Below are 21,333 nucleotides of genomic sequence, written 5' to 3' on the forward strand. Positions count from 1 at the left end.
AGGCAGGTTACCTACGTGTTACTCACCCGTCCGCCGCTAAGTTATTCAGGAGCAAGCTCCTAAGTAACTCCGCTCGACTTGCATGTATTAGGCACGCCGCCAGCGTTCGTCCTGAGCCAGGATCAAACTCTCCAATAAGGTTGGAAGTCATCTCATCCTCTACGAGATAAGGACTTACAACCCAAGTGTTTGACTTGCTCATTTAAAACTTGCTGACGATTTGTTAAAATCGTTTATTTCAATGACGTGTTCCATTTGTTCAGTTTTCAAAGAACTTGCTTGCACTATTCGACATCTTCCATTGTCTCTCAGTTTTTGTCGAACAGTTATTTATTATACTCACTTGCTTGTATCATGTCAACTTCTTTTTTGACATCTTCACCAGCCTTTCGGCAAGATGCCGTCCGAAGCGACAAGTAATAATGTATCACGCCAGGATTCTTTTTGCAACATGAATTTTCGAGCTACCTAATCCGCGCTCCAAAATGAATGGCATTCTGGCTGTCACCCCTATTCCCCGCCCTCTATCGATTCTCAATGACATTCAGAGAGCGGGCAATAAGGATCAGGATTTTGCCGTTATCCGGCGCCCGCCACGAACAAGCTGCCAAATAACCAATACCCCGCAAGATAACACCAAGAATATAGCAGCAAGTCGCAGAGCAATATCATAATCCTCCGTAAATGCACCTACGCCCGAGGAACCCGCGACTACCCCCAGAGAAAAGAAGGCGTAAAATATCCCGAACGCTTTGCCCTTGTGCTCAGAAGCAATATGGTTGACCAGCATAGCGTTCAAGGAAGGAAACAATAACGAAAATCCAAGTCCATATAGGGCCATGACGCCGAACATCGCTACCTGATGCTGAATAAATGAGAGGACAAGTAGAGAGATGATCACCAATAGCCCACCTACCAAGCTCAGCTTTATAGGTGAGCCTTGATCAAACATACGGTTGGTCGGCAGTAGGAACATGCAGATGGCAACCACACCAAACACACTAAGCATCATACCCGCTGTCTGCGCAGGAAAGCCCAAAGCTTCCACCTTCAAGGGCAGGCTGAACGTTAATGCCCCCATAGCAAACATTAAAGAGAAGGCTCCAAAATAAGATTGAATGACCGACTTTTGACGAATAGCAGCCAAAAACGCCGATTTGGATTCGTTCACACTGACTGAATCGGCTTCCTCTTCTTTTCCCTTTGCCGGCTTAGGGGCACCTGCCCATACCAGAATTGCTCCCAACACAAGCAGACCCGAGAGACTGATGAATAGCCTATCCAGTCCTACAGTCGCCTTCAAGATCCCCGCCGATGCCGGACCTACAATAGCTGCAACCCCCACAGCCGCACCGGAAAGAGCCATCGATCGCCCTTGTTGCCGATCGGAAGCATAACGGGATACCAATGTGAATGCACTTGGAACCAGTAATCCGCCGGACAAACCATGCAATACCCGAACCATCAGCAATTGTGCTGGTTGCTGGACGAGAGCATACAGCACAATAATACCTGCTGTCAGCAAAAGCCCCACAATCAGGATCGGCTTGCCGCCGAATCGGTCAATCCATATTCCCGCAACCATATTACCCAGCATGTTGGTTAGCGAGTATAACCCCACTGCAAGTCCAATCTGGAATGAGCCCGCCCCCAGGCTTTGCGCAAAGGGCCCCATCACTGGCAACTGGACAAATAAATCCATAAAGCAAATCATAACAATTCCATGTAACAACCATCTTGTCCTCTGCACGTTGTGCTGCCCCCTTCACTTGACGATATATGTAATATGCAATTTCATACCGCTCGTTAGAACCTCCCGAAGATTATAAGGTAAAATCAGTTCTTGCGGATACAACACTGAACGATAATTATGGCGATTCGGTAACTTTTCCATTTAAAAGACAGTTCAAAAAAAGAGGTTAGCCCCAGTCGAGTTGACTTTGGCTAACCTCTTTTAAATCTGCTATTGCATGCTGTCCTGTGCACGGAACCGCGCATAAGGGCCTATGTGATCGCATTATCCATTTGTAAATGGTAAGAGCTACTCTACTACAATGACCTCAGTTGCCTCGCCTGTTTCAGCGCCGCTCTCGCCAGAGGTGGCTGCACCGCCCTCTTCTCCGGCTGTGCTGCCGTCATTCGAGGTTTTTCCCGCGGCCTCGTCCTTGATAGCTTTATCCAAAAGAGCTTGAGCTTCACTCTCAACAGTCTGGAGTGCTTCATCAATGGATTTCTTCTTGTCCTGAGCCAGTTGAATCTCCCGGGTCAGAATGCCGTAGTATTCCATACTAAATGCCTCTGGAATCTTGGTATAATCCTCACTTCGATCATTACTGAGACTTGGCTTCAACTTATAAAATACGTCCAGGTTCATCCCATTAAATTCCTTGGTGACATTCATCCGAGACAACAAGCCGCCGTTCATCGTTCTGGATTTCACCTTGGCAAACTTCTCACCGTTGATGAATTTGATAAATTCCCAAGCCGCATCCGCATTAGGAGAGTTGGCCCGAATACCAAAGATATCGTTAAAGAAAATATTCCGCGATGTTTCAGGGTCCGCCGGATCCACGGGTCCTGCTACAGCCCCAAGTTGGAACGGCTGGTAGTCCTTGACTTGATTCTGCGCCTCCTTAAGGTTTTGCAGCATATAAGAACCGTCTACGGTCATCGCCATACGCCCCATCATGAACAGTTGGCTCTTATAGTAATCCTCCATCGATCCGCCCTGGAACATGTCGTCCCCCGGATTATAGATGGCCTGAGAGTCCATCGCATCCATTGCCAGCTTGTAAGCTTGCTTCCAGGAATCCGTGTTCAGCGTAACCTTCATGGTATCCGTGTTGATAAACTTCAAGCCTTGTGTACTCGCAATGTTGGATGCCAGTTGATCCATCGTCATGCCATAGTTCGTACCAAAGCCATACACCCTAGTGTCCTTATCTCCATCGGTAGGAAAACGCCGAGCTGTATCCAGAATCTCCTGCCAAGTCATCCCGTCATGCGGTACTTCGATACCATATTTGGCAAACAAATCAGCATTGTAGAAAATGGCATTGCCATAAAAAGTTGGGGACAAACCGTACAGCTTGCCGCCCCCCTTGTCCTTGAGGATTTCCATCAGAGCAGGGTAAATCGATTCGGTATCATATTTATCCCGTTCGATCATGGTGTCCAGTTCTGCCAGCTTGCCTTCGGAAGCCATCTTCTCATAAGTCTCTGTATTTAACATCACAACATCCGGCTGTTCTTTCTCTATAAATTCTTCAAGAGCTTTATTATAGTCTGTAACGCCGTCCGGGTTGTCGCGATAAATACTATTCGTACTGACAACCTCGATCTCGATATTTGGCTTCTCCATCGCAAATAAATCGCCGTATTGCTGGAAGAAATACCCTTCATCCATAAACATAACCTTCAAGCTGGATGTCTGCTCTGCTTCTGGTGCCGTACGGCTGGTACAGCCCGCAAGCACGACGGAAGCCAATAACACCATAAGCCCCTTATGTAACCATGATCCCTTCATCTTTACCTCCAAAATATTGATATTTTAATAGAGTTCTCTATAGGTAGAACGAATGAAAGAAGAAATAGTTTCCTTTTCTAGAAAAAATCCGACCTAAAACAGTTCTTAAGAACTGCATAGATCGGATTAAGGTAACCATTTATCGGGGGAAAATTAGCTCAGATTCCCTGGGACCGACTTAGTCAGACGTCCAGTTTTGACAAGAGCCGCTTGGGCTGCGGAACGAATTACTTTCATGCTGATCACCTCCTTATCAAGCTCAAGCGTGTACCTGGATTCATACGACCTTCTACCAGCCTATAGCTCGGCAAATTCTTCTTCCTGCTGCGATTGCAGCCAGATGGTGCGAAGCGTCTTCTTGATTTGGCGTTTCTCGTAAGAGCAAGGGCGGCGTCCCGTGCGCATTCGGTACAGCGGGCAATGGTTCCCTTGACAAGCAGGACGGAAGAAGCAAGCCTGACATTTCTCATCTGTCTCCTCGCCTGAGGTTGTCCATAATGCCAGCTTGTCGTAATCCAGTTCAAGCGTACCATCGGCATGGATGCGCCCTAATCGATTGTTGTCCTGCTCGATGGCGACTGAGCATTTGTACAGCATGCCGTCCGATCCAACAATCAACGAATTGGGCTTGGCCGCATAGCAAATGGCACCCGTCGGAAGCAAGGTGTCCGAAATGAAGGAGCTGACCGGCAGTCCTTGCTTAATTGCCTCTTCGTTGAAGTCCCAAATATATTGATCCTTGGTCCGCTCATCGCATACCGGCAGGTTAAGATCATTCTCCCCACCCATGCAACCTACGGGACGAAAATATACCTTAAACCGGGGATCGTCTCCAAACAACTCTTGGAGCTTCGGTATAAATTCGGAGACCTCCTTGAGATTGCTATTGTCAAAATTAACACGCAAATTAATCTCGAAGGGACGGTCGACTTCTTTTAGAGATAACAGATTCTGCACGATCGTTGCGTAAGTACCTCCGCCTCCATGCAAACCACGACGGGCATCATGGAGCTTACCTTCTCCATCCAGGGTGACCATAAATCGCGCTACCTGAAGGTCCAGCATCTGCTCAAAGCGCTCCCGAGTTAGATAGTAGCCGTTGGTAGACATCTCTGCAGCATATATCGCATGATTACGTTCACAAGCCGCCATAAAAGAACGGGACAAACGTTCTATAATGTGAGGCACAAGCAGAGGTTCTCCGCCATGCCAGCTAATGGTAAGCTGCTTCAAGCTACGGGCACGGTCTTCCATATAAGCTTCCAGCCCTTGCATGACCTCTTCGCGCATGGATCCACGCGGAAAGGATTCGTAGCAGTAAGTACAACGAAAGTTGCAGGCTTCCGTAACCAGCAATACCAGGTGCATCGCATCCTGAGCATGCATGGATTGGTGCAGAAATAAAGCCCGGCGCATTTCATCCGTCTCGCCAGAGACCAGAAAGCCATGCTCAATCAGCGAATGGTACAGCGGAGGGGCAGGCTCGGGAACGGGAACAGATGGAGCTAACCATTCCAAAATTTGATGACGTTCTGCCGCCGAGCAACTGACAATGGCGCCGGTATAGCTGTTATACAGCATCAGGCCACCGTCATCCGTCTCGCTTTGCGCATTGAAGCGCGAAGGCTTCCACTGAGACACCTCGTGATTCATTTTTACTTCCACCTTTTTCTCATAAATTTCACCGCGTGGATCAGTCCACTGCCATATGATGAAGAAAAAGCCGGGAATTTTCCGTGATTCGCATCACTCCACATCGAAAAATCCGGGCTCCCGGGAGCAAGGTTATGCTCCGAGAACCCGGATTTCGTGTATCCATTCTGAATCAAAGCGATGAACGCTTAGGCAAGACCGCCTTCCAGAAGTCGAATCAATTCATTCTCGTCTTCAATGACAGGAATGCCTAGCTCCTGGGCTTTGGTCAGCTTGCTGCCTGCCTTCTCGCCAGCAATGAGCAGATCCGTCTTCTTCGAGACGCTCCCCGTTACCTTGGCGCCCAGCGCCTCCAAGCGCTTCGTCGCCTCATCCCGGCCAAGCTGATGCAATGTACCCGTAAGGACGACCGTCTTGCCGGAGAAGAAGGAATCCGTGACGGGCGGAGCTGCTGGTTCGGAGGCTCGCGGAGCCACTCCTTGCTCCAGCATCCGCCGAATCCCTTCCTGCTGGAAGGGATCTGCGAAGAAGGACACGATACTCTCGGCCACAATACCCCCGATATCCGGCAAGGTAATAAGTTCTTCCGCCGTCGTCGCCATCACCGCAGCCAGGTTGCCGAAATGATCAGCCAAAGCCTTGGTCGTCGATTTGCCGGTATTCGGAATTCCGAGGGCGAACAGGAAGGATGCCAGATCACGTTCCTTGCTCTCCCGGATGGCCGCAAGCAAGTTGTTCGCCTTCTTCTCTCCAAAGCGCTCCAGCTTGATTAAATCCTCAAATTGTAGCGTGTATAGATCGGCCGGTTCGCGCACGTTCAGTTCATCATGCAATTGCTCAGCCGTCTTCTCGCTGAATGTCTCGATATCCATGGCATCCCGAGAAGCAAAATGAGTGATGCGGGCCACGATCTGCGGCTTGCAGCCCAGCCGATTGTTGCAGAACAGATGCGCACCCCGCTGTTCCAGCGCGGTGCCGCAGGCTGGGCAAACCACAGGATAGAGAATCTCCCCGCCATCCTGTTCGTCAGTCACCTTGCCAAGGATCTCCGGAATGACATCATTTGAGCGGCGGATGAACACCCGGGTCCCCAAGGCGAATTTCAAATTTTTACGTTCGATATCGCCCACATTATTCAGGGTACAATTCTGGACGGTCACCCCCGCCAGTTCTACCGCTTCAACTTTGGCGAGCGGGGTGATCTTTCCGGTACGTCCCACATTCCAGGTGACCGATTCAAGAATGGTCGTCGTCTCTTCGGCTTCGAACTTGAAGGCGACCGCCCAGCGAGGGAATTTATCCGTGTACCCCAGCACTTCACGGGTCCGCATATCCGTTAGCTTAATGACAGCTCCGTCGATCAGATAGTCCAGCTCCGAGCGTCGCTCTACGATCAGCCGCAGTTCCTCCATCACTCCTGCAAAGTTGTCGTGATAGGTCACGTAAGGATTGACTTTGAAGCGATTGTTCTTAAGGAACTCCATCATTTCGCGGTGATCCGGGAACTGGAGTCCATCTGTATACCCTACATTATAGAAGAAGGCGCTAAGCTTCCGACTAGCTGTTGTTCGGGGGTTAAGGTTACGCAAGGCGCCCGCTGCTGCATTACGAGCGTTCTTAAGCGGCTCTGTAGCGGTCTCGTTATATTTGGCCAGTACGGAAAGGTTCATGATTCCTTCGCCCTGCACCTCGATCGTCCCTTCGTTATAAGGAATACTCAGCGGAACGGATTTGATCGTTTTCACCTGGGCCAGAATGCCTTCGCCAACAACGCCATTGCCCCGAGTGGAGGCCTGCGCCAGCTTGCCATCCGTATAGGTAAGGTTAAGAGTCAAGCCGTCAAACTTAAGTTCCACTACATAGCTAGGGTCTGGAAGCGGGGTCTCGGGATTTTTCACATTATAGTCGGCAATCAGCCGTAGGACGCGAGCGTTCCAGTTCTGCAACTGGTCTTCATTTTGCGCCTTATCCAGACTCCACAACGGGGCCAGATGACGATGGGGTTTGAAACCTTCCAGCAGCTCGCCCCCTACTCTTAACGTCGGCGAGTCCGGCAAGGTGATCCCCGCCTGCGCCTCCAAGGCTACCAACTCGTCGTACAGCACATCATATTCCTTGTCGCTCACCAGCGGCTGATCCAACGTATAGTAGTGATAGTTGTACTGCCCGAGCAGTTCGACAAGCTGTTCCATTCTTTGCATCACGTCCATGCAGGGACAACCCTCCTTCAATTCATGTAGATATGTAATGAAACGGAGAAGACCTGGGAGGCCACTCCGTTTGGAAAACTGATGAAAGCAAGCAATCTGTACAAGTTCTGGTTACACGATGCCCTTCGGTGCACGCAAATATACGCGTATATGCGCCATGAAGCAGCGTTTATTCGGCTTCGGTCACCTTGGTGATCGGAGCAAAGCCGGCCAAGAGGCGTTTGACGCCCGTCGGGGCCGGGAAGGCGATTTGCAGCTCCGTATCATTGCCGGAGCCTTTGATGGAGACGACCGTGCCAATGCCCCACTTGGCATGGGAGACTTTGTCCCCGGCACTGAAGTCGCCGGGGTTCGCGGACTTGCCGGCAGCCGGTGCCCCCGGCCCGCCGGTAGTCACGGTGACGCCGCTCCGGCGGGGAGCGGCGCTACCGCGCCCGGCAGGTCCGCCAGGCGAAGCGGCGGACCGGGCCCCAGGGCCTTCGGCCGCTGCTGCGCGGTGGCCGAAGTTGCCCCCGCCGCTGGCGCTGCTGAAGCCGCGGCCGCTGTATGCACCGCCCGCGCCGGCCCCCCGGCCGTAGCGGTCGCGCGGTGTACGTCCGCCGTCTTCCTTCAGCTCCTCGGGGATTTCATCGAGGAAGCGGGACGGCGGGTTGGCAGTCGTGCGCCCAAACAGCGTGCGCATCTGGGCGCAGGAGAGGAACAGCTTCTCCTCGGCGCGGGTGATGCCCACATACGCCAAACGACGTTCCTCCTCCAGTTCTTCGTTGTCGAGGAAGGCCCGGCTATGCGGGAAGACGCCCTCCTCCATACCCACGATGAACACAACCGGAAACTCCAGCCCCTTGGCGCTATGCATCGTCATGAGCACAACCGCATCGTCGTTTGGCTTCTCGGCGTCGCTGTTGTCGTTCATGCTATCAATATCGGCTATCAAAGCTAAATCGGTCAGGAAAGAAACCAACGATTTATCTTCATTATTATTCTCGAATTCCATAGTCACGGATAGGAACTCATCGATGTTCTCCAGCCGGGAACGGGATTCGAGGGTGTTTTCATTTTGCAATTCGAGCCGGTACTGAGTCATTTCCAGCAGCTTCTCGGTCAGTTCCGTGACGGACAGGTATTCCACCATCCGGTGCAGACCATCGATCATGTCAAAAAAATCAACCAAGGCATTACGGGTACGTCCGGCAAAGCCCAAATCATCAACCACCTGCAGCACCCGGAAGATTGAAACTCCCCGCTGTGCCGCAGCATCCGCCAGCTTGCCTACCGTAGTATCCCCAATGCCTCGCTTCGGCACGTTGATAACCCGCGTCAAGCTGATATCATCATCCGGATTAGACAGCAAGCGTAAGTAGGCGAGCAAGTCCTTGATTTCTTTACGATCGTAGAACTTGATGCCGCCCACGATTTGATAAGGAATGTCCGACTTGATCAAAATTTCCTCGATGACCCGCGATTGCGCGTTCGTCCGGTACAAAATGGCATGATCGCGATAATGGCGGTCTTTTTTTATATTATTATGAATTTCCGTGGTTACAAAGTACCCTTCATCATGCTCGGAATCGGCGCGATACACCTTAATCTTGTCCCCGTCACCCTTATCGGTCCACAGCTTCTTCGGTTTGCGGCCGGTGTTCTGCCCAATGACCTCATTGGCCGCGTTCAGAATGGTAGAGGTGGAACGATAATTTTGCTCCAGCAAAATGGTCTTCGCTTCCGGGTAATCCTTCTCAAAGTTCAGGATATTGCTGATATCCGCCCCGCGCCAGCGGTAGATGGACTGGTCACTATCCCCGACCACACAGATACGATGGTGCTTGTCCGCCAGCATGCGGCAGAGCATGTATTGCGCCCGGTTGGTATCCTGATATTCATCTACATGAATATACTGGAATTTCTTCTGATAGAAATCGAGAACTTCCGGCTGTTCCTTGAACAGTTCGATGGTCTTCATAATCAGGTCGTCAAAATCCAGGGAATTGTTGCTACGCAGCCGTCTTTGGTACATGGTATAGACCCTGGCTACGATTCCTTCAAAGTAGTCGCCTACCTTCTGCTCATATTGCTGCGGGGTGACGAGTTCATTCTTGGCCGTGCTGATCATGGACTGAACGGCTTTGGGTTCAAACTTCTTGGTATCGATATTCATTTCTTTCATACAGTTACGAATGACGGAGAGTTGATCGGTCGAATCCAATATGGAAAAGTTAGAGGTAAACCCGATTCGCTCAATATCCCGCCGTAAAATGCGCACGCACATAGAGTGAAAGGTGGATACCCAAATATCACGGCCTTCGTGTCCACCTACCAGTCTGGATACCCGGTCCTGCATTTCACGGGCCGCTTTGTTCGTAAAGGTAATCGCGAGAATCGCCCAAGGCGGCGCCTTGCGCGTAGCAATCAGATAAGCAATGCGGTGCGTCAGCACGCGCGTCTTGCCACTGCCTGCCCCGGCCATAATCAACAGCGGTCCTTCGGTCGCCTCCACGGCTTGTCGTTGCTCAGGATTGAGGCGGCTGACCGCCTCTTGTATGTTCACAGGTTGCATAGGTTGCATCAAACATGCTCCTTCCTTGTCCTTGCGCTCTTTATCTACTGAATTAGCGGGAAATTCTCCTGCTATATTTACAACTTGTCCGCATTTCCTTACTTAGCTGGAAATCCTCCATCTATTTCGGTCGTTTTCACTATAAACTCAGCATTTTGCCGTAATTAGCAGGACAAATTCCATATAATCTGCGCTATTTCGGTAAAAACGGCTGATTAACAGGATTTTTTCCAGTTAATATCATCGGAACCAACTATTTAATGTAGGGTAGTGAACATTAGGAGGCTTAAGGTTAATCATCCGCACAATTCGGGATCTGCTACCTGGTGCTTGCCCTGTTATCTCTCTACCGCGGGAACCGTCTTGACATCGTGCATGGCAGTCACCGTGTCCAAGGCACGCTTCAGATCGTTGTAGAGTGCATTGCCCACGATCACCGTATCGGCAACGGCCGCAGCACGGCGCGCAGTCTGGCTATCTACGATACCACCGCCGTAGAATAAACGGGATTGCTCCAGCGTTCGCCGCACATCTCTCACTAACTCCAGATCACCCAATTTTCCGCTATATTCGAGATACACAATGGGTAACTGGAGTAAGCGATCCGCCACCTGCGCGTAGGCCCTTGCTTCGGATGATTCTAATACGGTAGCTCCGGTCAACCTGGCCACTGTAGCCTCCGGATTTAGCACGATGTACCCTTCCGGTATAAGTTGATCCCAAGGGATCAGGTAGCCATATTGCTCTACAGCCCGGGCCTGCTGCCCGATGATCCAATCCGGATGTCCCGCGTTAAGCACCATGGGGATAAGATAGAGGTCAAAGCCGGGCACTACCGCCGTGAGCTCCGATACCTCAAGTACACACGGCACCTCAAAACGGCGCACCCGTGCAAGCAAATCCACGGTGTTATCATAGGTGACTCCACTTGAGCCTCCAATCATGATGGCGTCCGTCCCGGACAGACAAACCGCTTCAAGGGCCTGATCACCCAGTTCCCGATCCGGGTCCAGCTTAAAGACATGGCGCCAGGATGCTATCATTTGCTTCAAAATTCATTCCTCCAAGCTAGGGTTCTAGCAGATACGCATCTAAAAAAGACTTATTTCCGGCCCCTTAAAAGCCTAGTAAATCATAGGGGAACTCGGGCCATTTGTTGGCCACCATATTTTAAAAAACGAGGCTCTACTGCGCGGCCTCGCTCCCGGTCTTCCCTGTATGTGCAGCGACTGATTTCGCCAACCTTTACAGCTCAGTTTCTAGTCTATGTTACCTCGTATACCCTGTCAATGTTCGCCTTCCATACGAACAGAAAAAGATGCGTTCCCATAAGCCAAAACGCATCTTCATCTTGTAGTATGAGGTTGTTTCACACTTCTAAGGGAGCCAGTTAGCGAACCAGCCAGCATTCTCCGCAATGTCTTCCTCCGCCAAAAAGTCGGTATAGAAGCCATAGGCTCCCATACGCTGGAATTTGGCTATAAGTTCCGGATCGTTAATGGTATGAACATAGGACACGACTCCCACCCGCTTCAAATCAGCAATCAGGCCCGCGTTGGCTCGGGTCTCGGACATGGTGATGGCAGCGATCTGCTTCTCCTTGGCAAACTGTACTACTTCTTTATCTGTCTCATGAGTTTGGTAGAGCGTGAAGATCACTGAATCAAACGGGTATATTGCCTGAACCGGCTCCCACATATCACGGTTGTAGATTTGCGGTACCACGCGCTTAAGTAGTTCAGGCTGCCGCTCCTTGGTCTGGTCTACGATTTGCGTGAAAATCTCTTGAATCTCCTCAGGCGTGGTTTGCTTCGTATCAGTCACGATATAGACATCAGGATAAAGCTCCATCAGTTCTACGATATCGGCCCAATCCAGGGGTTCATATTCCCCTTTGATTTTTGCTTCCTTAAACTCATTATGGGACCAGACTGCCTCCTGACGCTCCTCCTCGATAGTCTCTTGCTGACCCAGCATTTGGGTAAAGCCTTGCCCCCACTCATGACGGGCAACCAGCTTATTGTCGCTGCTGAGAAGTAAATCGACTTCAAATACGCGCAGGCCCTTCTCGTAGTTGACAACAAAAGCCTCGTAGCTGTTGGTATAGGTCAGTTCATCAATGCCCCCCATCGCGTGCGCTACCATTCGGTACGCTGTGAAGCCCTGTTTAGTAGGCTCGGGCACAAGAAATCTCGGTAAAATCATCCATAGTAGCAGGCCCACTCCGGCAAGCAGCAGCAGGCTGTAGGTTAGTTTGTTTTTCATTATAAGTATCCTATCTCCAAGAGCTATCTACTAGTAGGCATTTTTATTTACAAAACCGTTAATGACCGTCTTGAGCACGATCTTGATATCCAATAGAATCGACCAGTTCTCAATATAGAAAATATCGTATTTAATGCGCTCTTCAATTGAGGTATCTCCACGCAGGCCATGGCTTTGCGCCCAACCGGTAATACCCGGCCGTACATGGTGCTTCACCATGTATTTAGGCACCTCTTCCTTAAATTGATCCACGTAATAAGGACGCTCCGGCCGTGGTCCCACCACACTCATATGCCCAGCCAGGACATTGAAAAATTGCGGCAGTTCGTCCAGACTCGTCTTGCGGATAAAGGTCCCGAAGCGGGTCCGCCTTGGATCATTGGCCGTGGTCCAGCCTGTGTCTTCGGTTCCTTCAGGAAGTAGCTGCATGGAGCGAAACTTATACATCTGGAACGTCCGCCGGTTCAAACCCACCCGCTCCTGCTTGAAGATAATCGGTCCCTTCGAGGTCAGCTTGACGCCGATGGCAACGAACAGCAGCACCGGGGAGGTAATGATGATTGCCACGAGGGAAAATAAAATATCAAAAACCCGCTTGGCAATTCGGTTGCCCGTCAGATCCAGTGGAATGTCACGTACGTTAATCATCGGCATTCCCGCAAAGTTATCAAAATAGGGCCGTGCTGGTAAGTAATCGAAAAAGTCCGGAATGATCAGGGTGCGTACGCCTGTTTTTTCGCAGATGGCAATAATTCGTGCATATCTGTGATGAGCTTCCAAAGGAAGTGCCAACACAACTTCATCGATCAGCTTGGATTCGAGTATACGCTCAAGCTCATCAATCGTCCCCAGGATAGGCTTGTAGCGGGCAGCCTCAATGCCGTCCCACTCTTTTTGATCGTCGAGGAAGCCAATCACCTCATAGCCAAGCTCCGGGTATTGTTTGAGGTTAGCGTGAAAACGGCGTCCCAGAGAGCCTGCGCCGAGAATAAGCACGAACTGCTTGTTAAAGCCCTTCTTCCGCAGTTGCTTCAAAGCGTTCTTCAATAGATAGCGGTATAACGTAATAAGCACCACGTTGAACATCATGTAGAAGGCCAAGTAGTGGCGAGAAATGTCCACCTGTCTGAAGAAGAACATCAGGCCAAGCAGGATGAACAAGCTCATGCCGTGGACCTGGATAATCTTCCAGACTTCATCGGCAAAGCGCTTCTTGCGCTTCGGCATGTATAGCGTGATCATGACGCCCATCAGCACGGCAATCGCGCCGTAGATTACACTCCAGTAGGCGTAGATTTCAATGGGCAAGGGTTGCTCGTAGGTAATCCAACCACTGGCAAATTTGAGCCACCAGGCGAGCAGGAAGGCTAGCTGAATGGCCGCAAAATCGACCAGAATATACAGTTGAGTGAGAAATCGCTGGTTCTTGCGTATCATGGTTTCGCCTCCATGTTCGTTTCGCTTGGCTGTTGCTGTGTAAGGGCAGGCAAGGCCGTTCCTGGGGTGAAGAGTCTATTTTTCAATAAGGATAAGGTAAATTTAAGGGCAATTCCGCAAGCCACCGCTGTATTCGTCACCCATGAATATTGCTTCAAGTAATGTTTGCGGTGGAATACCCACATGGCGCGATGGAATTCATATATAATTTTAAACGGCTTGCGCCTGCTGCTGGCACCCTTATAGTGAACAATGTATGTCGCCGGATGGTAGTGAATGTCCCAGCCCGCTTGCTTGATGCGATAACACCAGTCAATATCCTCCCCATACATGAAGAAGGTCTCGTCCAGTCCACCCACCTGCTGAATCGTCTCGCGACGCACCAGCATGAACGCCCCAACCAGGCAGTCAATCGGATACGTCTCGTTCGGATCGAGGTAACCAAGCTGGTACTGATTGAACTTCGGCTGATCAGGAAACATCCTGGAGAAGCCAAAAGCATAGTAGAACGATGCAGACGGTGTAGGGAACCCGCGCTTACATGCTTTATCCAGTGAGCCATCGGGTAGAATAATTTTGCAGCCTGAAGCCCCAACCTGAGGATTTTCATCCATATAGGCAACCATCGTTTGCAGCGTATCCGGCTGAACGATGGTGTCTGAATTCAGTAGCAGCACATAACGGCCCTTGGCTATCGCCATGGCCTGGTTGTTTGCTTTGGCAAAGCCGGTATTATCGGTATTCGCAATCAATCGCGCACCGGGATACTCCCTGCGGATTGCTTCGACCGAGTCGTCGGACGAAGCGTTGTCCACCACAATCACCTCGTACGAATAAACTGTCTTGGAGTCGTAGACCGACTGCAAACAGTCCAGTGTCAAACGGCAGGTATTATAGTTGACGATCAAGATGCTCAAATCCATGATTACGCTCCGCTCCCAAAGAATATAGTATCTATTGGGTATTATAGCACAACCCTCTCGGGGGAGAATGGCAGCAAATGAGCATCTTTCTAGCTTAGATGGATGAAATAGTATAATTTCGTGCTGCGGTGATCGTATATGAAATGATATTGGCTTTGTAGCGTATACGCCCGTTGACGGATGAGGGGATTTTCTTTATGGTGTTTCTAGTCGATGTTGCTAGGCTAAGGAGAGACAAATGATGAGAAAAGAAAGATTACCTGAGATAGAGTTGCTGCGGGGGATGGCTTTTTTAGCGGTGGTGCTGCAGCATGTGATTGCCGGGGTGTTTTATCAGCCAGGCTTGAGTGGACAAACCGTTCTGGCCGGGACGACTTTTCTCGGATTGATTCGGTTTGCGGTACCTTTGTTTGTGTTCATCACCGGGGTGGTGTTGTTCTACAATTATGATGGCAAGCTGAATTACGGGAGCTTCCTATGGAAAAGGTTCCGGCAAATTGTCGTGCCCTATCTGGCGTGGACGGTTATTTATTATATTTGGATGAGTATCCGCAGTGGCGGGTTATCTTTGTCGAGTGTTTGGGGGGAACTGGTCCATTTGGTGAAATTGGCCTTCACGGGACAGGCCTCTTATCATTTATGGTTTATGGTCATGATTATTCCGTTCTATCTGCTGTTCCCCCTATTCCGGCTTATGTTGGGCAAGGATAAAAAGCTGTGGGTCAACTTGGCCGTAGGCGTGGTGTTTCTTGGTCTAGGCATAGGCCTGGTGTATGCCTTATCCAAAGGCTGGATCACCTCCGAAAATGCCTTCTTCAACGCTACGGTAATTCGTTATCTGGATCGAAACTTTCTGTTCTGGATGTTTTATTTTGTGATGGGTGGTCTGGTCGGATTGTACTATAAGCAGTGGAAAATGATCGTCAAACGCATTTGGTGGTTATGCCTGATCGGACTTGGGGTGTTCATGTACATCATTTTCACCCGGATCGAGGCACTTACGCAAAGCTTGACCAGCGATCTCTATATCTACAGCTCCTATGTCACGGCGCCCTTGAACCTGTTGATGATGGGGACGATATTGGTGTCGATGGTGTTGGTGTTTGCTGCAGCCGAAAGGCTTGCCCAGCACAACAGTTGGTTCACCTCGCTGTTGACAACCTTTGGGCGTTACTCCTTCGGAGCTTATTTGATCCACGCTATGGTGCTCAGTTCAACCAACTACCTAGCGATTTCTTATCTGGGGGGAATCGGTGTGTATGGACAGACGGTAGTGTCGTTTGTGTTGTGCGCTGTGGTGAGTTTGGGTGTGTGCGTGGGGTTGAGTAAGGTGAAGGGCGTTGGGGAGGTTTTGGTGGGGCGGGTGTAGAAAAAATTTAGTATAGCTACAGATCTGATTATTAACCATATAAATTATAAAGATACCATTGTTTTTCATTAACCTTAGTTTTTACTGGAGAAAAAAAGTCTAATATTTGAGCACTAAACTTCTGGAGGCACCCAAAACAATGAAAAAACCAAAATGCCTAGTTCTTCTTTCTACTTATAATGGTGAAAAATTTCTTAAAGAGCAATTATATAGCTTACAAAAACAAGAGGGCGTAGAATTAGCCCTTCTTATTCGAGATGATGGATCAAAGGATCGCACGTTATCAATCATCCACCAATTTATAAAGGACTCGACAACTAATATAAAATTGCTTCAGGCTAACAATGTAGGAGCTAAAGCTAGTTTCTTTGAGCTAATGAGAATAGCAGCCGAAGATTATTTTGAGTACGATTTTTTTGCTTTCTGTGATCAGGATGATATATGGAAACCAAACAAACTTATAAGAGCCATACAAATGCTCAACAATGAAAATCATAGCCTACCTTTAATGTACTGTTCCTCAACTCAAATGGTAAACTCTGATTTATCTTACATTAATATATGGCCACCTGCTCCAAAAAAAACGTTAGCTATGTACAATGCTCTGGTTGAAAATGTCGCCGTAGGTTGTACTTCTATACTGAACAAAAAAGCACTCAAACTAATAACCTCTTCACCACCCATCAACATAAACTACCCAATCATGCACGATTGGTGGGCTTATCTATGTGTATCTACATTTGGCAAGGTCATTTTTGATTCAGAGCCTTGTATTTTATATCGGCAGCATTCAAACAATGTACTAGGCGGGCAAACTGACAACCTAGTCACAAAGTGGAAAAAACGATTTATACGCTACTTTAAAGCACAAAATCACTATATTATTAGTAACCAAGCCAAAGAGTTTTACAATTGCTTTAATCCCATCTTAAATGAGCAGCTAAGACTATCCTTACAGGATTTCATTCAAACTACAAAAAGAAATAGACTAGCAAGGCTTATGTATGCGATTCGTACTCCTTTCTATAGACAGACCGTTGCCGACCAATTCATACTAAAAGTGATTATATCGCTTGGAAAAATATAAAATTAAAAGGAGCACTCAATATTTAGTGCTCCTTTTAATTTGTATCTAAAAAGTATTCATGTAAAAATACCTTCAACCCCTCACGCCATGGCCGTAAATCCTGTAGTCCGTTCGTACGGATGCTTAAGTGATCCATGACCGAATTGCTCGGACGTGGTGCAGGGCGGGGAAACTCTTCGGTCGAGCAAGGCTCCACCTTGACTGGATACCCCTTTCCACGAATATCAGCCGCTTCTGCAAAAATCGCTTGGGCAAACTCATACCATGTGCATTCTCCTAAGTTAGAGGCATGATAAATGCCAAATTTCTGCGTAGCAACCAGTTCAAGTAGGAAAACTGCTAAATCCACCGTGTAGGTAGGTGAACCTTTTTGATCATTCACCACCTGAAGGACTGGCTTCTCTTCCCCCAGCCGTAACATGGTTTTTACAAAATTATGTCCATATTGTCCATACACCCAAGAGGTTCGCACTATAAAGAAGGACGAGGACAAACTTTGAACTAACTGTTCTCCAGCACGTTTGGACTTGCCATAAATACTTTGCGGATTCGTGTTGTCGTATTCCCGGTAAGGCGTATCAGACGTACCATCGAATACATAGTCCGTACTAATATAGCAAAATTTAGCCTTAACCTGTTCAGCCGCAAGCACCATATTACGGGTTCCGGTCACGTTCACAGCGTACGCCATGTCAACATCTTGCTCGGCCTGATCTACTGCTGTATAAGCTGCACAATGAATAACAATATCAGGCTGAAACTGCTTGACGAGCTTCAAACACATCTCCTGATCGATGATATCCAGCGTATTACGGTCAGTGGGCAATAATTTGTGCCCCGCTTGCTCAAAAACTTTTACAACGTCCTTACCTAACTGTCCTTCGGCGCCAGTCACCAAAACTCTCATGAGCGCTCGCCCAGCCGTTCACCATATTGCTTAACGAAATACTCCTGGTACGCTCCCGATTGGATGCGAGTCCACCATTCCCGATTGTCCAGGTACCAACGAATGGTTTCTTGAATCCCCGTCTCAAAAGAGTGCTTTGGCTTCCAGCCCAGTTCTGTCATCGTCTTGGTCGGATCAATGCCATAACGACGATCATGGCCAGGCCGATCCTGAACACACTTAATCAGTGATTCTGACTTACCTAACTGCTCCAGAATGGTTTTTACAATATGCAAATTAGTCCGTTCATTGTTCCCACCAATGTTGTACACTTCCCCATCGCGCCCCTGATGAATGACCAAATCAATAGCACTGCAATGGTCTTCTACATAAAGCCAGTCACGAATGTTCAAGCCATCTCCGTATACAGGCAGGGCTTCGTCCGCTAACGCCTTGGAGATCATCAATGGAATAAGCTTCTCTGGAAATTGATAAGGTCCGTAGTTATTGGAGCAGCGCGTTATATTTACGGAAAGGCCAAAAGTTTCATGGTACGCTCGAACTAGTAAATCTCCGCCTGCTTTACTAGCTGAATAGGGGCTGTTAGGCGTTAGCGGAGTTTCCTCCGTGAAAAGTCCGGTCTCTCCTAGTGTTCCATATACCTCGTCAGTGGAGACCTGAACGAATTTCTGAACACCATGCTGGCGCGCTGCTTCCAGAAGCACCTGTGTACCAAGTACGTTTGTTCTCACAAAAACTTCCGGCTCCAGGATGCTGCGATCCACATGCGACTCTGCCGCAAAATTGACGATTACATCCACACCTTGGCTGACCAGTTCATTCATAGCCTCAGCATCGGTAATATCCGCCTTGTGGAAAGTATGATTCGCATTGCCTTCCGCAGACTTCAAATTTTCCAGATTTCCGGCATAGGTAAGAGCATCCACGTTAATAATCTGGTACTCGGGATGCTGATTCAACATATATAATACAAAGTTGCTGCCAATAAAGCCGGCACCGCCTGTGACAAGCAGTTTCATGAGAAAAGTCCTCCTAATCGAAATTCATTTCTGCTTCTGCCAAAGTCGGATGATGCCGGTCTTTATCAGAAAGCAGCGGCTCACTTACCGGCCAATCAATCGCCAGCGCTGGATCGTTCCATAATATGCCACGATCATGCTCCGGGGAATAGTATTCGTCCACCTTATATAAAACTTGGGTATTAGGCACAAGAGTACAGAAGCCATGAGCAAAACCCTTAGGAATCAGCAATTGTCGCTTATTGTGCTCGCTAAGCGTGACTGCAACCCATTGGCCGAACGTTGGCGAGCTATGACGGATGTCCAGAATCACATCATAAATAGCCCCAGAGAGCACACGAATCAGCTTTGTTTGCGCTTTAGGATTTAGCTGGTAGTGCAGTCCCCGGAGTACACCCGGTTCTGTAGATAAAGACTGATTATCTTGAATAAAGGTATAGGTGACTCCGAGTTCCTGCATCACCTGCTCATTATAGCTTTCCATAAAAAAACCCCGGTGATCGCCATGTACCACCGGTTCAAGTAAAGCTGCGTCTTGCAGCTTCAACGAGGTCAGTTTCATCACTAAACTCCTCCTTAACTATAGCTTGAGTTTGCCAAATTCTTCACCAAGGGTCAAATCCTTGGCCAATTCATTAGCTCTGGCTAACGAAGCATGAGTCCCTGCATCCGTCCACCAGCCTCGCAGCACGTCAAAAGTAAGTTCTCCTCGTTCAATATATGCATTATTTACATCGGTGATTTCCAATTCACCTCGTGCGGATGGCTTTAAACTACGAATAATTTCAAAAACATGATGATCAAACATATAAATGCCAGTCACGGCATAGCTCGACTTGGGTTCTTTAGGCTTTTCTTCAATAGAGATGATGCGTTCTCCTTTAAGCTCGGGAACACCAAAGCGAGCCGGATCGGGAACCTTCTGTATGAGAATCTTAGCTCCGGCGGGCTGCTTCTTAAAATTTTCCACATATTGCATTATATTATCATCAAAAACGTTGTCACCCAAGATAACTACCATCTGATCAGTGCCTACAAATTGCTCGGCCAATCCAAGAGCCTGGGCAATACCTCCGGCTTCGTCCTGCACCTTGTAAGTGAAAGAAACTCCGATCTCATTCCCACTACCTAATAAGCTGACCACATCCCCCATGTGTTCTTTGCCCGTAACAATAAGGATATCAGTGAGACCTGATTGCTTTAGCTTATGCACAGCATGAAAAATCATGGGATATTTGCCCACAGGGAGAAGGTGCTTATTGGTGACTTTGGTTAATGGATAGAGGCGGGAACCTGTCCCGCCGGCTAGGATGATGGCTTTCATTGAGACGCTCCTTCCAGAATCCGAACAATATCCTGGCATCTATTTTCCCACGTGTTGTTTTGCAAGAAATTTATCGCATCCATATGCGAGTACCGTTCTATGTTGTTATCCCGTACTTTCTTTACAAGATTAACTAAATCTCTTTCTTCTGAATAAAGATGAACGAACGGCTTGAACTTTTGCATTTCAGCGTAATCAATTGCCAGAATGGGCTTATTAAAGTAAATATATTCATACATTTTAACAGGATCTACAGCCTGTACAAGTTCATTTAGCACAAAAGGCATAACCAGGGCATCGGCTGTTTGAGCAACTCCAGACAATTGCTCATGCTTCACCGTACCTGCGTATTGAATTCTAGGATGCGAAGGAACTTTTGCTTCAACTGGGCCTACGAAAGTAAACATACACTCTGGAATTACATCTAAAACCCGCAAAATCAAGTCAAAATCCATCCATTTCCCGATCGTACCTATGTACATGAGATTTAACAAATTTAAAGACGTGTTATTCTCTTCTTGTTTAACATAAGAAAAATCAGTCACTTCTTTTAATAACGAGGTACTGACTGCATTATTTACGACAACGGGGGGGGATTTAATATACTTTCCATATGAATTCAACATCTTGTTCTTTAAGAATTCAGATGAGGTAATTACTAGGTCAGCCCGTTTAACCAAATGAATTTCTATCTCTTGAAGCCGTAGATTTATCCCACGTACTTCTGGATGAAATCCTAGAAAATCATCCATACAGTCATAAATCACTATCTTTTGCTCTATAGATTTTAAAGAGATAAAATTCAACAATATAGGAGATGTAATCCAGATATAATCATACTGATTTAATGACTGAAATACCCTCCGGTTTAATAGTCGCTCCACTTGTCTCAGAACCTGAATTCGTCCGGACAGTGGAAGCTTCTTCAACTTCTGCACAGTGGAATCCGAATATACACTCCGGAAATTCCGGTTGCTACCGGTATGTTTGTCGTACACCTTGTTAATATAGATTAAATCTACGGAATAATACCTGGTCAGCCCCTCATACAAAAAATGT

Annotated in this window: 16 protein-coding genes and 1 rRNA gene; 2 read left to right on the top strand and 15 right to left on the bottom strand. The window is 48.3% G+C overall.

The window, feature by feature from the left end; genetic code table 11:
* The 10 genes from AC1VOR_RS21290 to AC1VOR_RS21335 form a co-directional block, all read right to left on the bottom strand.
* Window positions 1-138 (bottom strand): 16S ribosomal RNA (locus tag AC1VOR_RS21290); the annotation flags it as partial.
* A gap of 427 nt (window positions 139-565) precedes the next feature.
* On the bottom strand, window positions 566-1,750 hold the full coding sequence (locus AC1VOR_RS21295; protein ID WP_482620868.1) for an MFS transporter: 1,185 nt from the start codon (window positions 1,748-1,750) through the stop codon (window positions 566-568).
* A gap of 291 nt (window positions 1,751-2,041) precedes the next feature.
* Window positions 2,042-3,526 (bottom strand): ABC transporter substrate-binding protein, encoded by a 1,485-nt coding sequence (locus tag AC1VOR_RS21300; protein WP_482620870.1) that lies wholly within the window; start codon window positions 3,524-3,526, stop codon window positions 2,042-2,044.
* 297 nt (window positions 3,527-3,823) lie between these two features.
* Complete coding sequence (locus tag AC1VOR_RS21305) at window positions 3,824-5,179, bottom strand: radical SAM protein (RefSeq protein WP_482620871.1); 1,356 nt, start codon at window positions 5,177-5,179, stop codon at window positions 3,824-3,826.
* A gap of 188 nt (window positions 5,180-5,367) precedes the next feature.
* Complete coding sequence (gene ligA / locus AC1VOR_RS21310) at window positions 5,368-7,389, bottom strand: NAD-dependent DNA ligase LigA (protein ID WP_482620872.1); 2,022 nt, start codon at window positions 7,387-7,389, stop codon at window positions 5,368-5,370.
* Window positions 7,390-7,558: 169 nt separating this feature from the next.
* Window positions 7,559-9,943, bottom strand: coding sequence for a DNA helicase PcrA (gene pcrA / locus AC1VOR_RS21315; protein ID WP_482620952.1), 2,385 nt, complete (start codon window positions 9,941-9,943; stop codon window positions 7,559-7,561).
* A 338-nt stretch (window positions 9,944-10,281) separates the two neighbouring features.
* A complete protein-coding gene (pcrB, locus tag AC1VOR_RS21320; protein WP_482620874.1) occupies window positions 10,282-10,995 on the bottom strand; it encodes a heptaprenylglyceryl phosphate synthase in 714 nt (237 codons plus the stop codon).
* Between the two features lie 325 nt (window positions 10,996-11,320).
* Window positions 11,321-12,208, bottom strand: a complete 888-nt coding sequence (locus AC1VOR_RS21325) for a phosphatidylinositol-specific phospholipase C/glycerophosphodiester phosphodiesterase family protein (protein WP_482620876.1) — start codon at window positions 12,206-12,208, stop codon at window positions 11,321-11,323.
* A 30-nt stretch (window positions 12,209-12,238) separates the two neighbouring features.
* Window positions 12,239-13,645: an undecaprenyl-phosphate glucose phosphotransferase gene (locus AC1VOR_RS21330; protein WP_482620878.1), complete on the bottom strand. Its 1,407-nt coding sequence runs from the start codon at window positions 13,643-13,645 to the stop codon at window positions 12,239-12,241.
* Window positions 13,642-14,568, bottom strand: a complete 927-nt coding sequence (locus AC1VOR_RS21335) for a glycosyltransferase family 2 protein (RefSeq protein WP_482620880.1) — start codon at window positions 14,566-14,568, stop codon at window positions 13,642-13,644. Before AC1VOR_RS21335 ends, AC1VOR_RS21330 begins: the two co-directional genes overlap by 4 nt.
* 238 nt (window positions 14,569-14,806) lie before the next feature.
* Here AC1VOR_RS21335 and AC1VOR_RS21340 point away from each other — a divergent pair, with 238 nt between their 5' ends.
* Together AC1VOR_RS21340 and AC1VOR_RS21345 are read left to right on the top strand one after the other, a co-directional pair.
* Complete coding sequence (locus AC1VOR_RS21340; protein WP_482620882.1) at window positions 14,807-15,937, top strand: acyltransferase; 1,131 nt, start codon at window positions 14,807-14,809, stop codon at window positions 15,935-15,937.
* 139 nt (window positions 15,938-16,076) lie between these two features.
* Window positions 16,077-17,024: a glycosyltransferase family 2 protein gene (locus AC1VOR_RS21345; protein WP_482620883.1), complete on the top strand. Its 948-nt coding sequence runs from the start codon at window positions 16,077-16,079 to the stop codon at window positions 17,022-17,024.
* Between the two features lie 34 nt (window positions 17,025-17,058).
* Here AC1VOR_RS21345 and rfbD read toward each other — a convergent pair whose 3' ends face one another.
* Genes rfbD through AC1VOR_RS21370 form a run of 5 tightly spaced genes read right to left on the bottom strand, consistent with a single transcriptional unit; the run spans window position 17,059 to window position 21,158 of the window.
* The gene (gene rfbD / locus AC1VOR_RS21350) at window positions 17,059-17,931 is read right to left on the bottom strand and encodes a dTDP-4-dehydrorhamnose reductase (protein ID WP_482620885.1); all 873 of its coding nucleotides are present in this window, start codon (window positions 17,929-17,931) and stop codon (window positions 17,059-17,061) included.
* Window positions 17,928-18,950 carry a dTDP-glucose 4,6-dehydratase gene (rfbB, locus tag AC1VOR_RS21355; RefSeq protein WP_482620887.1) on the bottom strand — a complete coding sequence of 341 codons (1,023 nt, stop codon included), beginning with the start codon at window positions 18,948-18,950 and terminating at the stop codon, window positions 17,928-17,930. Before rfbB ends, rfbD begins: the two co-directional genes overlap by 4 nt.
* 13 nt (window positions 18,951-18,963) lie before the next feature.
* Entirely contained in the window at window positions 18,964-19,512 is a 549-nt protein-coding gene (rfbC, locus tag AC1VOR_RS21360) for a dTDP-4-dehydrorhamnose 3,5-epimerase (RefSeq protein WP_482620888.1), read from the bottom strand.
* A gap of 18 nt (window positions 19,513-19,530) precedes the next feature.
* Entirely contained in the window at window positions 19,531-20,274 is a 744-nt protein-coding gene (locus tag AC1VOR_RS21365; protein WP_482620890.1) for a sugar phosphate nucleotidyltransferase, read from the bottom strand.
* Window positions 20,271-21,158 (bottom strand): glycosyltransferase family protein, encoded by an 888-nt coding sequence (locus tag AC1VOR_RS21370; RefSeq protein ID WP_482620891.1) that lies wholly within the window; start codon window positions 21,156-21,158, stop codon window positions 20,271-20,273. Before AC1VOR_RS21370 ends, AC1VOR_RS21365 begins: the two co-directional genes overlap by 4 nt.
* Window positions 21,159-21,333 lie beyond the last annotated feature (175 nt).

This window comes from Paenibacillus sp. 1SOY10, assembly GCF_056836745.1.